The sequence below is a fragment of the Micromonospora sp. RTP1Z1 genome (assembly GCF_033804685.1).
GTDB lineage: Bacteria > Actinomycetota > Actinomycetes > Mycobacteriales > Micromonosporaceae > Micromonospora.
The window spans coordinates 36,910-50,720 of record NZ_JAPFQV010000016.1; the positions used below are offsets into that span (position 1 = coordinate 36,910).

The 13,811-nt window shown below is 71.0% G+C and carries 13 protein-coding genes; 9 read left to right on the plus strand and 4 right to left on the minus strand.

Annotated elements, in window-relative coordinates; all coding sequences use genetic code 11:
• Positions 1 to 111 precede the first annotated feature (111 nt).
• The 7 genes from SLP03_RS11005 to SLP03_RS11035 all read left to right on the plus strand — a co-directional run bounded on the left by SLP03_RS11005 (position 112) and on the right by SLP03_RS11035 (position 7,362).
• A complete protein-coding gene (locus SLP03_RS11005; protein ID WP_319460449.1) occupies positions 112 to 420 on the plus strand; it encodes a YbaB/EbfC family nucleoid-associated protein in 309 nt (102 codons plus the stop codon).
• 8 nt (positions 421 to 428) lie between these two features.
• Positions 429 to 1,022 carry a recombination mediator RecR gene (recR, locus tag SLP03_RS11010; protein ID WP_319460450.1) on the plus strand — a complete coding sequence of 198 codons (594 nt, stop codon included), beginning with the start codon at positions 429 to 431 and terminating at the stop codon, positions 1,020 to 1,022.
• 313 nt (positions 1,023 to 1,335) lie between these two features.
• Positions 1,336 to 3,006, plus strand: coding sequence for an ABC transporter substrate-binding protein (locus SLP03_RS11015; protein ID WP_319460451.1), 1,671 nt, complete (start codon positions 1,336 to 1,338; stop codon positions 3,004 to 3,006).
• Between the two features lie 103 nt (positions 3,007 to 3,109).
• Positions 3,110 to 4,117, plus strand: coding sequence for an ABC transporter permease (locus SLP03_RS11020; RefSeq protein WP_319460452.1), 1,008 nt, complete (start codon positions 3,110 to 3,112; stop codon positions 4,115 to 4,117).
• Positions 4,118 to 4,212: 95 nt separating this feature from the next.
• Positions 4,213 to 5,169, plus strand: coding sequence for an ABC transporter permease (locus SLP03_RS11025; RefSeq protein WP_319460500.1), 957 nt, complete (start codon positions 4,213 to 4,215; stop codon positions 5,167 to 5,169).
• Positions 5,170 to 5,281: 112 nt separating this feature from the next.
• Positions 5,282 to 6,268 carry an ABC transporter ATP-binding protein gene (locus SLP03_RS11030; RefSeq protein WP_319460453.1) on the plus strand — a complete coding sequence of 329 codons (987 nt, stop codon included), beginning with the start codon at positions 5,282 to 5,284 and terminating at the stop codon, positions 6,266 to 6,268.
• The gene (locus tag SLP03_RS11035) at positions 6,265 to 7,362 is read left to right on the plus strand and encodes an oligopeptide/dipeptide ABC transporter ATP-binding protein (protein ID WP_319460454.1); all 1,098 of its coding nucleotides are present in this window, start codon (positions 6,265 to 6,267) and stop codon (positions 7,360 to 7,362) included. The genes SLP03_RS11030 and SLP03_RS11035 overlap by 4 nt, the downstream gene beginning before the upstream one ends.
• A 55-nt stretch (positions 7,363 to 7,417) precedes the next feature.
• Here the strand turns inward: SLP03_RS11035 and SLP03_RS11040 are convergent, their stop codons facing one another.
• Together SLP03_RS11040 and SLP03_RS11045 are read right to left on the minus strand one after the other, a co-directional pair.
• On the minus strand, positions 7,418 to 7,903 hold the full coding sequence (locus SLP03_RS11040; RefSeq protein ID WP_319460455.1) for a hypothetical protein: 486 nt from the start codon (positions 7,901 to 7,903) through the stop codon (positions 7,418 to 7,420).
• Positions 7,885 to 8,541 carry an HNH endonuclease family protein gene (locus tag SLP03_RS11045; RefSeq protein WP_319460456.1) on the minus strand — a complete coding sequence of 219 codons (657 nt, stop codon included), beginning with the start codon at positions 8,539 to 8,541 and terminating at the stop codon, positions 7,885 to 7,887. The genes SLP03_RS11040 and SLP03_RS11045 overlap by 19 nt, the downstream gene beginning before the upstream one ends.
• A gap of 108 nt (positions 8,542 to 8,649) precedes the next feature.
• Between SLP03_RS11045 and SLP03_RS11050 the strand changes: the two genes are divergently transcribed.
• Positions 8,650 to 10,149: an MFS transporter gene (locus tag SLP03_RS11050; protein ID WP_319460457.1), complete on the plus strand. Its 1,500-nt coding sequence runs from the start codon at positions 8,650 to 8,652 to the stop codon at positions 10,147 to 10,149.
• 143 nt (positions 10,150 to 10,292) lie between these two features.
• On the opposite strand, the gene leuA is transcribed toward SLP03_RS11050, so the two are convergent.
• Complete coding sequence (leuA, locus tag SLP03_RS11055) at positions 10,293 to 12,044, minus strand: 2-isopropylmalate synthase (RefSeq protein ID WP_319460458.1); 1,752 nt, start codon at positions 12,042 to 12,044, stop codon at positions 10,293 to 10,295.
• A 265-nt stretch (positions 12,045 to 12,309) separates the two neighbouring features.
• Here leuA and SLP03_RS11060 point away from each other — a divergent pair, with 265 nt between their 5' ends.
• The gene (locus SLP03_RS11060; protein WP_319460459.1) at positions 12,310 to 12,474 is read left to right on the plus strand and encodes a hypothetical protein; all 165 of its coding nucleotides are present in this window, start codon (positions 12,310 to 12,312) and stop codon (positions 12,472 to 12,474) included.
• On the opposite strand, the gene SLP03_RS11065 is transcribed toward SLP03_RS11060, so the two are convergent.
• On the minus strand, positions 12,411 to 13,739 hold the full coding sequence (locus SLP03_RS11065; RefSeq protein WP_319460460.1) for an MFS transporter: 1,329 nt from the start codon (positions 13,737 to 13,739) through the stop codon (positions 12,411 to 12,413). The two genes, SLP03_RS11060 and SLP03_RS11065, sit on opposite strands and share 64 nt — an antisense overlap.
• Positions 13,740 to 13,811: the final 72 nt, after the last annotated feature.

Consider the following 13,811-nt stretch of genomic DNA (forward strand, 5'->3'; position numbering starts at 1 on the left):
GGCCGGGGAAGTGCCGGGCGGGGCGAGGCTGCTCGCAGCGGTTAGGCTGGGCGCGGCCGAGTAGACGAGTGCGAGAAGGAGCCATCCGTGCGCCCAGGTGGACAGCCGAACATGCAGCAGATGCTGAAGCAGGCGCAGAAGATGCAGCAGCAGATCGCCAAGGCTCAGGCCGAGCTGGCGGACGCGGAGCTGACCGGCACCGCGGGCGGCGGCCTGGTCACCGCGACCGTCGCCGGCACCGGCGAGCTGAAGTCCATCAAGATCGACCCGAAGGCGGTCGACCCGGAGGACGTGGAGACGCTGGAGGACCTGGTCGTCGCGGCCGTGCACAACGCCGCCGAGGCGGCCCGGGAGCTGACCGAGCAGAAGATGGGCCCGGTCTCGGGCGGCATGGGCGGCCTCGGCCTGCCCGGTTTCTGAGCCGGCAGATGTACGAGGGCGCCATCCAGGACCTGATCGACGAGCTGGGGCGGCTGCCGGGCGTGGGCCCGAAGAGTGCCCAGCGGATCGCCTTCCACGTCCTGTCCGCGGATCCGGCCGACGTGAACCGGCTGGCCGGCGCGCTGCGCAAGGTCAAGGAGCTGGTGCGGTTCTGCACGACCTGCTTCAACGTGGCCGAGTCGGAGCAGTGCCGGATCTGCCGCGACGCGCGCCGCACCGACGAGGTGCTCTGCGTGGTCGAGGAGCCGAAGGACGTGGTGGCGGTCGAGCGGACCGGTGAGTTCCGCGGCCGGTACCACGTGCTCGGCGGGGCGATCAATCCGCTGGAGGGGATCGGCCCGGACAACCTGCGGATCCGTGAACTGATGACCCGGCTGAGCGCCGGGACGGTCCGCGAGCTGATCCTCGCCACCGATCCGAACACCGAGGGTGAGGCGACCGCGACGTACCTGGCCCTGTTGGTCAAGCCGATGGGGATCTCGGTGACCCGGCTGGCCAGCGGGCTGCCGGTCGGTGGCGACCTGGAGTACGCCGACGAGATCACCCTCGGTCGGGCGTTCGAGGGCCGTCGCGCGGTCTGAGCCCAGCGGCGAGGTCGAGAGTCCGCGCTGTGACGTCGTTCCCCGGCAGCTCGTCCGCGGTCCGTCCGGTCATCTCGGCCGAGTTGTCATGGTTTGTGCACTAGCGACTCCCGCCCTGCGGTACCAGGCGGTGAGCCCGCCGGGCTGTGACACTCACGTTGGTCTCTTGCTGACGGCCTGTCAGACCCGTCGGCTTGGTGTCGGCTTGATAGCGATTGCCTAACGGCCGTTCCGCTTCTGTGTGTCGTGTCATAGCCTCCGGCTCACGGACTGAGCCACAACTCGGCGTGGTCACGCATGACAGAGGTGAGAGATGCAGGCAGGCAGGCTTAAAGCGGCCGTGGCCCTCGCGGCCGCTGCCGCTCTGGCGGTCGGGGTGTCCGGCTGCGCCAAGAGCGCGCGCGACGATGGCAGCGGTGGCGCCAAGACGGGTGGCACCTTCGTCTTCGCGGGGGCCGGTGACCCGAAGAACTTCGACCCGATCTTCAACGACGATGGTGAATCCTTCCGGCCGATCCGGCAGATGTACGACACCCTGATCATGAACAAGCCGGGCACGGCCGATCTCGAGGGCGGCCTGGCGGAGAGCTGGGAGCACGACGCCGAGGGCAAGGTCTGGACCTTCAAGCTCCGCAAGGGCGTGAAGTTCCACGACGGCGCCGCCTTCAACGCCGCCGCGGTCTGCTTCAACTTCGACCGCTGGTACAACATGAAGGGCGCGGCCGCCCAGTCCCAGATGATCTATTACTCGGACGTCTTCGGCGGCTTCGCCAAGAACGAGGCCGAGGGCGTCGGCAAGCCGGTCTACAACAAGTGCGAGGCCAAGGACGACGGCACCGCCGTCGTCACGATGAACCAGTACAAGGGTGCCTTCCCCGGCGCCTTCGCGCTGACCGCGCTGTCGATCGCCAGCCCCGACGCGCTGAAGAAGTACGACGCCGACGCGGTGAAGCAGAACGGCGACTCCTTCGAGTACAGCGCGTTCGCCAACGAGCACCCGGTCGGCACCGGCCCGTTCTCCTACGGCGGGTGGGACAAGGCCAAGGGTGAGATCACCCTGAACCGGAACCCCGACTACTGGGGCGACAAGGCCAAGGTCGACAAGCTCGTCATCAAGGTCATCAAGGATGAGAACACCCGCAAGCAGGAGCTGCGCGCCGGCACGGTCCAGGGCATCGACTTCCCGGCCCCGGCCGACCGCAAGGCGCTCTCCGGTGAGGGCTTCCAGGTCCTCGACCGCCCGGCGTTCAACATCCTCTACCTGGGCTTCAACCAGAAGAACCCGAAGCTGAAGGACCTGCGGGTGCGGCAGGCGATCGCCTACGCCCTCAACCGTCAGCAGCTCGTCCAGACCAAGGGCCCGGGTGGCACCAAGGTCGCCGACGAGTTCATGCCGGACACCGTGCTCGGCTACGCCTCGGACGTGCAGAAGTATGACTACAACGTGGACAAGGCCAAGCAGCTGCTCAAGGAGGCCGGGGCCGAGGGGCTGACCCTCAACTTCTACTACCCGACCGACGTCTCCCGGCCGTACATGCCGAACCCGCAGGAGATCTTCACCGTCCTCGCCAACGACCTGCAGGCCGTGGGCATCAAGGTCAACGGTGTGGCCCGCCCGTGGAACGGTGGCTACAAGGACGACGTGCAGCAGTTCGGCAAGCAGGACCTGCACATCCTCGGCTGGACCGGTGACTACAACGACCCGGGTAACTTCGTCGGCACCTTCTTCGGTCGCGGCAAGGTCGAGTTCGGCGACCAGGCGATGACCGAGATGTTCGACGCCATCACCAAGGCCGACGGCACCGTCGACGATGCCGGCAAGAAGGCCGCCTGGGAGCAGGTCAACCGCGACATCGCCGCCAAGTGGCTGCCGGCCGTGCCGATCTGGCACGCCCCGCCGGCCATCGTGGTGACGAAGGACGTCAAGGGTCTGGTCGCCAGCCCGCTGACCGACGAGCGGTTCAACACGGTCAGCGTCGGCTGAACACGACACTGATCCGCTGACGCCGTACGCGGAATCGGCCCGGGCCGGGCACACGCCCCGGCCCGGGCCGAACCGCTGTTATCGAGAATCTGGTGTGTGAGAGATGTTGCGAGTCATAGTCCGCCGGCTGCTGCAGCTGGTGGTGACCCTGATAGCGCTGTCGGCGCTCATCTTCATTTGGTTGCGGAACCTGCCCGGCGGTCCGATCGAGGCGCTGCTCGGCGAGCGCGCCACCCCTGAGCGCCGTGCCCTGCTGGTCAAGGCGCTCGGCTACGACCAGCCGATTCTGGTGCAGTATGCCAAGTTCATGCAGCGGGTCCTGACCGGCGACTTCGGCAATTCGATCCGGACCGGCGACCCGGTCGCCGAGGTGATCGGTCGCGCCTTCCCGGCCACCATCGAGCTGGCCCTGGTCGCCATGATCATCGCGATCGGGCTCGGCGTGCCGCTCGGCTACCTCGCCGCCCGGCACCACGGCCGGCTGCTGGACAACCTGAGCATTGCCGGCACCCTGCTCGGCATCTCGATCCCCATCTTCTTCCTGGGCTACCTGCTCAAGGACGTCTTCACCCAGAACATCCACTGGTTCCCGCCCTCCGGGCGGCTCAGCACCGGCCTGGACAACACCGAGGTGACCGGCTTCTTCGTCCTCGACGGCCTGCTCACCCGGGAGTTCGACGCCACCGCCGACGCGCTGTGGCATCTCATCCTGCCGGCGTTCACCCTGGCCACCATCCCGCTGGCGGTGATCGTCCGGATCACCCGGGCCAGCGTGCTGGACGTGCTCAACGAGGACTACGTGCGGACTGCCGAGGCCAAGGGCCTGCGGCACCGCGTCATCCGGGGGCGGCACATCCTGCGCAACGCCCTGCTGCCGGTGGTCACCATCATCGGCCTGCAGAGCGGCGCGCTGCTCTCCGGCGCGGTGCTCACCGAGAAGGTCTACAACTGGGGCGGTCTGGGCACGCTGATCACCGACTCGATCAGCGGCGGTCGCGACTATCCGGTGCTCCAGGCGCTGATCCTGCTGGCCGCGCTGGTCTTCGTGGTGGTCAACCTCCTGGTCGACCTCTCCTACGCCTTCATCGACCCGAGGGTGCGTGTGCGATGAGTGACCCGACCACCCGGCCCGGCGTGGCCGCCCCCCGCGACGGCGCGGACACGCCCGACACCGACAAGCCCGCCGCCGGCGAGCGGCGGGAGGGCATGAGCGAGCGCAGCATCGGCCTGCTCGGCGACCGGAAGAAGGCCCGCCTGGACGAGTTGGCCCGGGCCGGCGCCGAGAAGGGCGGCGTGAGCCTCGTCCGGGACGCGTTCCGCCGGCTGCGGCGCAATCCGGTCGCCATCGTCGGTGCGTCCATCGTCGGTCTGTTCATCCTGGTCGCGATCTTGGCGCCGCTGCTCGCGCCGCACGACCCGGCACAGCGCTTCGACGAGCTGACGAAGACTCTCACCGTCGACAACATCCCCGGTGCCAGCAGTGAGTTCCCCCTCGGGTCGGACCCGCTCGGCCGGGACTTCCTCTCCCGCCTGATCTACGGCAGCCGGCAGACCCTCTTCGTCGGCGTGCTGGCCACGCTGATCGGGCTGACCCTGGGTGTGCTGATCGGCGCGCTCTCCGGCGCCTTCGGCGGCTGGGTCGACAACATCCTGATGCGCTTCACCGACGTGATGCTGGCCCTGCCCGCCCTGCTGCTGGCGATCAGCCTGGTGGCGATGGCCAGCCGGTCCAGCCAGTGGACGGTCATCTTCGCGGTGGCCGTCGTCAACGTGCCGATCTTCGCCCGGCTGCTGCGCGGCTCGATGCTGGCCCAGCGGGAGAGCGACCACGTGCTGGCCGCCCGGGCGCTGGGCGTGAAGCAACGCAACATCGTGCTCCGGCACATGCTGCCGAACGCGATGACCGCGGTGATCGTGCAGGCCACGCTGACCCTCTCCACCGCGATCCTGGAGGCCGCCTCGCTCTCCTTCCTCGGGCTCGGCGACCCGGACATCAACCGCGCCGAGTGGGGTCTGATGCTCGGTGTGGACGGTCAGCGCTACTTCGAGGTCCGCCCCGAACTGGCCTACTTCCCGGCGCTCGCGATCATCGTGGTCGCGCTCGGCTTCACCCTGCTGGGTGAGGCGATGCGCGAGGCGATCGACCCGAAGAACCGGCGGTGACGGTGATGCGGCGGACCAGCACGGCCGGCGGATGCCGGCGGCGCGCGCGAGGAGTGAGCTTGCGAGCCCCGCAGTCGCCAGCGAAGGACCAGTGCAGTGAGGACGTGACCCGATGAGCCTGCTCGACGTACGTGACCTGAGCGTGGTGTTCCAGCGCCGCGGTGAGCGGCCGTTCACCGCGGTCGACAAGGTGAGTTTCACGGTGGAGCCGGGGCAGACCGTAGGCCTGGTCGGCGAGTCCGGCTGCGGCAAGAGCGTGACCAGCCTGGCGATCATGGGCCTGCTGCCCAAGCGGGGCAACAAGGTCAGCGGCGAGGTGCTCTTCGAGGGCGCCGACCTGCTCAAGCTGCGCCCCGACGACATGCGGGACCGGCGCGGCCGGGACATCGGCATGATCTTCCAGGACCCGCTCTCCTCGTTGAACCCGGTCGTGCCGATCGGTGTCCAGGTGGCCGAGGTGCTGGAGCGGCACCGGGGCATGGACCGGAAGGCGGCGCTGAAGGAGGCCCGGCAGCTGCTCGACGCGGTCGGCATTCCCGACCCGGACCGGCGGCTGAAGGAGTACCCGCACCAGATCTCCGGTGGCATGCGGCAGCGCGCGCTGATCGCCATCGCGCTGGCCTGCAAGCCGCGGCTGCTGATCGCCGACGAGCCGACCACCGCGCTGGACGTGACCATCCAGGCGCAGATCCTCACCCTGCTCAAGCAGCTCGTCGACGAGACCGGCACCGCGCTGATCATGATCACGCATGACCTGGGCGTGGTGGCCGGGCTCTGCGACACGGTCAACGTGCTCTACGGCGGCAAGGTGGTGGAGCGGGCCGCCCGGCACGAGCTGTTCGCCCGGTCGCGGCACCCGTACACGCACGGGCTGCTCAGCTCCGTGCCGCGGCTCGACTCGCCGCGCGGCGAGCGGCTGCACGCGATCCGGGGCTCGGTGTCGGACAACATCCCGTGGTCGGAGGGGTGCGCCTTCGCGCCCCGCTGCGACAACGTGGTGGACGCCTGCCTGGAGGGGCCGCCCCCGCTCGAACCCACCGCGACCGGCGGCGACCTGCGCTGCAACAACCCCGTTTCGGAGGAGGTGACGGTAGCGTGACCGAGCGGACCGGACCACTGGTCGAACTGCGCGACATCAAGGTCCACTTCCCGATCAAGAGCGGCGTGCTCTTCGACCGCACCGTCGGCTACGTCTACGCGGTCGACGGCGTCTCCCTGTCGATCAACGCGGGTGAGACGTACGGGCTGGTGGGCGAGTCGGGCTGCGGCAAGTCCACCCTGGGGCGCGGTCTGCTGCGCCTGGTCGAGCCGACCGAGGGCGAAATCGTCTTCGACGGCACCGACATCCGATCCCTCAAGGGCGAGTCGCTGCGTCGGGCCCGCCGCCGGATGCAGATGATCTTCCAGGATCCGCTGTCCAGTCTCGACCCCCGGCAGTCGGTGGAGTCGCTGCTGGTGGAAGGGCTCAAGGCGCACGGCCTGGCCGGCGACAAGGCGGCCGCCGGCAAGCGGCTCCGGGAGACCCTGGAGGCGGTCGGCCTGCCCGCCTCGGCGCTGCGCAAGTACCCGCACGAGTTCTCCGGCGGCCAGCGTCAGCGGATCGGCATCGCCCGGGCGCTGGTCCTCAACCCGGACCTCATCGTCGCCGACGAGCCGGTCTCCGCGCTGGACGTGTCGATCCAGGCGCAGGTGCTCAACCTGCTGGAGGACCTGCAGAACGAGCGGGGCCTGACGTACCTGATCATCGCGCACGACCTGGCGGTGGTCCGACACATCGCCGACACGGTGGGGGTCATGTACCTCGGCGGCCTGGTGGAGGAGGCGTCCAGCGACGACCTCTACCGGGAGCCGATGCACCCCTACACCAAGGCGCTGATGTCGGCGGTACCGGTGCCGGACCCGCTGGTCGAGGACCGCCGCGAGCGGATCCTGCTCGCCGGCGACTTGCCCTCACCGACGAACCCGCCGGCCGCCTGCCGCTTCCACACCCGCTGCCCGTGGGCCCAGCCGACCCGCTGCGCCGACGAGCGGCCGGCGCTGCGTGAGGTGCTCGACGGCCACCGGGTGGCCTGCCACTACGCCGAGGAGATCGCGGCCGGGCGGATCCGCCCGCACGAGGTGGAGCCGGAACTGGTCCGGCCGGACGACGGGGCAGCGCCGGGCGAGACCGGTGAGCTGATCCCGACTCTGTGACGACGCACGAGGCCCCTTCCCCCACAGTGGGGGGAGGGGCCTCGTCGGTCCCGGATCAGCCCTCGGGGCGGTGGAGCAGGGCGACGGCGATGGCGTGCACCGCGTCCAGGCCGGCCGGGTCGGCCAGCGCGACCCTGCCGCCGGTGACCGCGTACCACTCGTCGGCGTCCTTGTACTGCACCCGCAGGGTCACCTGTCCGTCGGCGTACTCGGTGCGCAGGGTCAGCTCCCCGGTCACCACGCCGACCTCGTCGGTCATCACCCCGCCCGGACCGGCGGTGATGTCGGCGGTCCGCTGCTGCGGCCCGACGTCCGGGGCACCCCCGACGGGAGCCGCCGGGATGGCGTCGGCGGACATGCCGGCCCCGGACACGTCGGCGGGCGCCGCCGGGGCGCCGTCCACGGTCATCCCGGCCGTGGTCGGTCCGGTGGTCGGTCCGGTTCCACTGCCGGTGGCCGCCGCGGCGTCCTCGCCACCGGCGTCCGGCATCCGCTCCGCGGCGGGTGTCGCCCCAGGCCCGGTCACGGCTTGCTCGCCCATGTGCAGCCCTCCAACATGTCGGTGAGGGCGGCCTTCTCGGCACTGGTCACCGTCAGCCGCCAGTAATGCTTGACCGTTACCCAGTCCGCGGCGTACTGGCACCAGTACGACCGGTTCGCCGGCTTCCACTGGGACGGGTCCTGGTCACCCTTTGCCCGGTTGGAGGTCAGGGAAACCGCGATGAGCTGCGGCCGGGTCAGGTCGTTGGCGAAGTCGCCGCGCTTCGAGTCGTCCCACTCGTCGGCGCCCGAGCGCCACGCGTTGGCCAACGGCACCACGTGGTCGATGTCCACGTCCGCCGGGTCGGTGAAGACCCGACTGTCGTAGGCGCTCTCCCAGCGCCCGCCCACCACGTTGCAGCCGGAGAGCTTGATGCTCTCCCCGTCGCGCTGGAGGACGGTGTCCCGGACGTCGCAGTTCTTCCCGGTGTCCCGCCAGTGCGGGAAGTGGGTGCGGCTGTAGCCCTTCATCGACCCGGCACTCGCGACGGTCAACTCACCGAGCTGCTGGCTGACGTTGCCGGCGCTGCTCGGCGGGGTCTTTGGCTCGCCGGCCGGCTGGCAGCCGGACGTGCCGAGGGCGATCGCCGCGGCGAGCGCGGCCGCCACCACGGCGCGAGCTCCTGATCTGGTACGCACAGACGACACCTCTCCAGCTTGCGGGCTCCCCGCGATCCCGCACAGTACCCCGGGCCGGTTTCCGCGATTCGTGGCGTCCGGATCGGATCGCGGGGCAGATTGGTAGCCATGACCGCACCCACACCCGCCCTCCGGACCGGCACCGCCGCCGGGCGGGGTACGTTGCTCGCCGCCGTCCTCGCCTCCGGCATGGTGTTCCTGGACAGCACGGTGGTCAACGTGGCGTTGCCCCGCCTCGGGGCCGAGCTGCACGCCACCGTCGCCGGTCTGCAGTGGACGGTGAACGGATACCTGCTGATGCTGGCCGCGTTCGTGCTGCTCGGCGGGGCGCTCGGCGACCGGTTCGGCCGCCGCCGCGTCTTCCTGCTCGGGGTGGTGTGGTTCGCCGGCGCCTCCGTGCTCTGCGGACTGTCCCAGGGCACCGGCTGGCTGATCGCCGCCCGGTTCCTCCAGGGCGCCGGCGGGGCCCTGCTCACCCCGGGGTCGCTCTCCGTGCTCCAGGCCAGCTTCCACCCGGACGACCGGGGCAAGGCGATCGGCACCTGGGCCGGGCTCTCCGGCGTCTCCACCGCCCTCGGCCCGCTCCTCGGCGGCTGGCTGATCGACGCGCTCTCCTGGCGGTGGATCTTCTTCATCAACCTGCCGCTGGCGGTGGCGGTGGTGCTCGCCGCGCTGCGCTGGGTGCCGGAGAGCCGGGACGAGAACGTCTCGCGTACCGGCGCGGGCCTTCGCCGGTTCGACGTGGCGGGCGCGCTGCTCGGCGCGCTCGGTCTCGCCGGCATCACGTACGCCCTGATCGACGCCCCGGCCCGCGGCGTCGCCTCCCTGCCGGTGCTGGTCTCGGTGCTGGTCGGGGTGGTCGCCGCGGTCGTCTTCGTGGTGGTGGAGCGGCGGCGCGGGGACGCCGCGATGCTCCCCACCGGCCTCTTCTCCAGCCGGCTCTTCTCGGTGCTCAACGTGTTCACCGTGGTGGTGTACGCGGCCCTCGGCGGCTTCCTCTTCTTCCTCGCCGTCTACCTGCAGAACGTGGTCGGCTGGTCGGCGCTGCTCACCGGCCTGGCCACCGTGCCGATGACGCTGCTGCTGGCGCTCGGCTCGTCTCGGGCGGGCGCGCTCTCCGCCCGGATCGGTCCCCGGCTGCCGCTGACCGTCGGTCCGGTGGTCGCCGCCGTCGGCCTGCTGCTGCTGCGCCGGGTCGGCCCGGGCGCGTCGTACTGGACGGACGTGCTGCCCGGGGTGGTCCTGTTCGGGGCGGGCCTGACCCTGGTCGTGGCGCCGCTGACCGCCTCGGTGTTGGCCGCCGTGGCGGACCGGTTCGCCGGGGTGGCGAGCGGCTTCAACAACGCGGCATCCCGAGCCGGCGGCCTGCTCGCGGTGGCCGCGCTGCCGCTGCTGGTCGGCCTCTCCGGCACCGGCTACGAGCAGAAGGCCGCGCTGACCGGCGCCTTCCGCGGCGCGCTGCTCTGGTGCGCCGGGCTGCTGCTGGCCGGCGCGGCGATGGCCGCGTTCCTGATCCACCGGCCGCCCCGGGAGGCGCCCGGCTCCCAGCCGTGCCCGTCGCTGCCCGCCTCGACCCCACCGGACGACCGCCGCCGTCGCGGGGCCTGACGTTCGGCCAGTCGGTCATCGTGGTCGAGGTGGCCGACCCGGCGGCGGTGGCGCTGCGCCCCGCACCGACGCCTGACCGACCGCCGTTCCGGACGAGCACCGGGCGGGCGGCGTCGGGCGGTGTGCCGGACGCCGCCCCCGGCTCAGCTCCGGGCGCGGTTGACCGCGCTGGTGACCGCCTTCACCGAGGCGGTCACGATGTTGGCGTCCGTCCCGACACCCCAGACGGTCCGGCCGTCCACCTCGCACTCCACGTACGCGGCGGCCTGGGCGTCCCCGCCGGAGGCGAGGGCGTGCTCGTGGTAGTCGAGCACCCGTACCGCCACGCCGAGGGACTGCAGCGCGTTGACGTACGCGTCGATCGGACCGTTGCCGACTGCGGCGAGCGAGCGGCGACCGCCGCCGAAGCCGACCTCGGCCTCGATCTCGACCTTGCCGTCTGCGGTGCCGATGGCGTAGCCGGCCAGGCTGACCACCGGGTCGACCTGGTGGTCGAGGAGGTAGTTGCGGGCGAAGATCTCCCACATGGTGCCCGGGTCGACCTCGCCGCCGTCGTGGTCGGTGAGCTGCTGCACCACGCCGGAGAACTCGATCTGGAGGCGGCGCGGCAGGTCGAGCTGGTGCTCGGTCTTCATGATGTACGCGACGCCGCCCTTGCCGGACTGCGAGTTGACCCGGATGACCGCCTCGTACGTGCGGCCCAGGTCCTTCGGGTCGATCGGCAGGTACGGCACCGCCCAGGTGAACTCGTCGACCGGTACCCCGGCGCTCTCCGCGTCCTTGGCCAGGGCTTCGAGGCCCTTCTTGATCGCGTCCTGGTGGGAGCCGGAGAAGGCGGTGTAGACCAGGTCGCCCGCGTACGGGTGGCGCTCGTGCACCGGAAGCTGGTTGCAGTACTCGACCGCCCGCTTGACCTCGTCGATGTTCGAGAAGTCGATCATTGGGTCGATCCCCTGGGAGAACAGGTTGAGCCCCAGGGTCACCAGGTCGACGTTGCCGGTCCGCTCGCCGTTACCGAAGAGGCAGCCCTCGATCCGGTCCGCGCCGGCCAGCAGGCCCAGCTCGGCGGCGGCCACCGCGGTGCCCCGGTCGTTGTGCGGGTGCAGGCTCAGCACCAGGCTGTCCCGCCGGGGCAGGTGCCGGTGCATCCACTCGATCGAATCGGCGTACACGTTGGGCAGGGCCATCTCGACGGTGGCCGGCAGGTTGATGATCAGCTTCCGGTCCGGGGTCGGGTCGACCACCTCGATGACCTTGGCGCAGACCTCCAGCGCGTACTCCAGCTCGGTGCCGGTGTACGACTCGGGGGAGTACTCGTAGTGGATGTCGGTGTCCGGTGTGTGGATCTCGGCGTACTTGCGGCAGAGCCGGGCGCCCTGGGTGGCGATGTCGGTGATGCCGTCCCGGTCCAGGCCGAAGACCACCCGGCGCTGGAGCGTCGAGGTGGAGTTGTAGAAGTGCACGATGGCCCGCCGGGCGCCGCGCAGCGACTCGAAGGTCCGCTCGATCAGGTGCTCCCGGCACTGGGTGAGCACCTGGATGGTGACGTCCTCCGGGATCAGGTCCTGCTCGATCAGCTGCCGGACGAAGTCGAAGTCCGTCTGGCTGGCCGACGGGAAGCCAACCTCGATCTCCTTGTAGCCCATCTGCACCAGCAGCTGGAACATCCGGCGCTTGCGCTCCGGCGACATCGGGTCGATCAGCGCCTGGTTGCCGTCGCGGAGATCGACCGCGCACCAGCGCGGTGCGGCCCCGACCCGGCGGGTCGGCCAGGTCCGGTCCGGCAGGTCGAGCCGGAACTGCTGGTGGTAGGGGAGGTAGCGCTGGAACGGCATCCGGCTGGGGCGCTGCCGGGCGATCGGATCGGTCTCGACGTCAGTGGCGGGTTGAGCCATGGCGGAGTGCTCCCTGGGAACATGTGGCGTCAGCAATCGGAAGGTGTCGGCGGTGCTGCCGGGCCACGGTGCCCGGGCGGTGCCGAGGTGAAGTTCGGATGTGCTGGACGGCGCGGTTCAACTCCGCGACGAGGTGCCGGCCGTCAGGCCTCGTCGCGGCAGCCAAGAAGAAGGTACGCGCGCCACATGACAGGGTGACCCTACGTGATCACGGCGACCCTTGGTAGCTCGGTCCGGCATGTGAGACGCGGATTCCAGTCACATCGTGTGGACCACCCAGCGGGCGTTGGCCTCCGGCTCCCCGGACGACGCGCCGCCGCCCGGGATCGGCCCGGTCGCCGTCGCCCAGGCCACCGGCGAGGCGTTCTACCTCTCCAGCGTGCCGCTGCCCGTCGCGCTGGACATGGCCCGGGCGGCACGCGGCCGCTGAACCTCGCCCGGCTCGCCCGGCGGGACGCTCTCGCCGAGGCGCGGGCGACGGTCGGCCCAGGCGACCATCGGCACGGCCGCCAGGGCGGCGGCGGCGAAGAGCGCGGCCATCGGCAGCCACCCCCAGCCGCCGGTGCTCACCCCCAGCGCGGTGAGCCCGGCCGGCGCGGCCAGGTTCTCGAACTGCCCGCCGAGCCGGAACGCGCCGACGTACGCGCCCCGGTGCGCGGCCGGCGGCAGCGTGCTGGTGATCCCCCAGGCACCGGCCGACTGGACCAACTCGGCGAGGGTGAGCACCGCCGCCGCGCCGACCAGCACCACGATGGTCGTCACCCCGCCGGTAAGCGCCGACACCGGCAGGATCAGGCAGAACAGCGCGATCAGCAGGCCCCCGGTGCGCAGCGCCCGGCCGGCGCCGGCCACCGTTTCGGCACCCCGGCTGGCCCGTACCTGGAGCAGCACCGCGAGGATCGTGTTGAGCAGCACCAGCGCGGCGATCAGGGTGCGCGGGGCGTCGGTGTGGCTGAGCACCCAGAGCGGCAGCACCACCAGGTAGAGCGTGCCGTGCGAGCTGAGCAGCCCGGCCAGCAGCGACACCGCCAGGAACGGCCGGTCGCGGAACACCGCGAGCCGGCTGGTCCGCTGGGCGGGCGCCGCGGTCACCGGGACCCGGGGCAGCCGGTACACGAAGACCGCGGTGACCAGCAGCATGACGGCGTTGAACCAGACCATTCCCCGGTACGCGGCCATCGTGTCGACGGCCAGCACCACGCCGCTGATCACCGCGCCCAGCCCGAATCCGACGTTCAACGCCGAGCGCTGGTACGCCAGTGCGGTCACCCGCTCCTCCGGGCGGAGCACGTTGATCGAGTAGACCTGCCGGGCCACCCCCGTGGTCGCGTCCACCACGGCAAGCGCCACCACCACGGCCAGGAAGCCGGCGAAGCCACCCACGAAGGGGTACGCCCCGAAGAGCACCGCCTCGGCGAAGATGCCGACCAGCCATACCCGCTGCGCGCCGTACCGATCGGTCACCGCGCCGAGCGGGACCGTCCCGAGCAGGGACACCCCGGCGGCGATCGACAGCCCGAGCCCGACCTGGGTGGGGCTGAGGCCGAGCGCCCGGGTGAAGAAGACCACGCTGCCGGCCATGAAGAGGCCGTGGCCGACCGCGTACACCATGGCCTGCACGGCCAGGGCGCGGGTCAGCCCGGCCGGCGGTACGACGTGCCGGACGGCGGTGCGGATGGCGTCCCTGGTCCCCATGGAACATGAGCCAACCGTGCCCCCCACGGTCCGGTCGAGCCTTTTAGGCTGAGCCGAATTCTCGACGGGGGG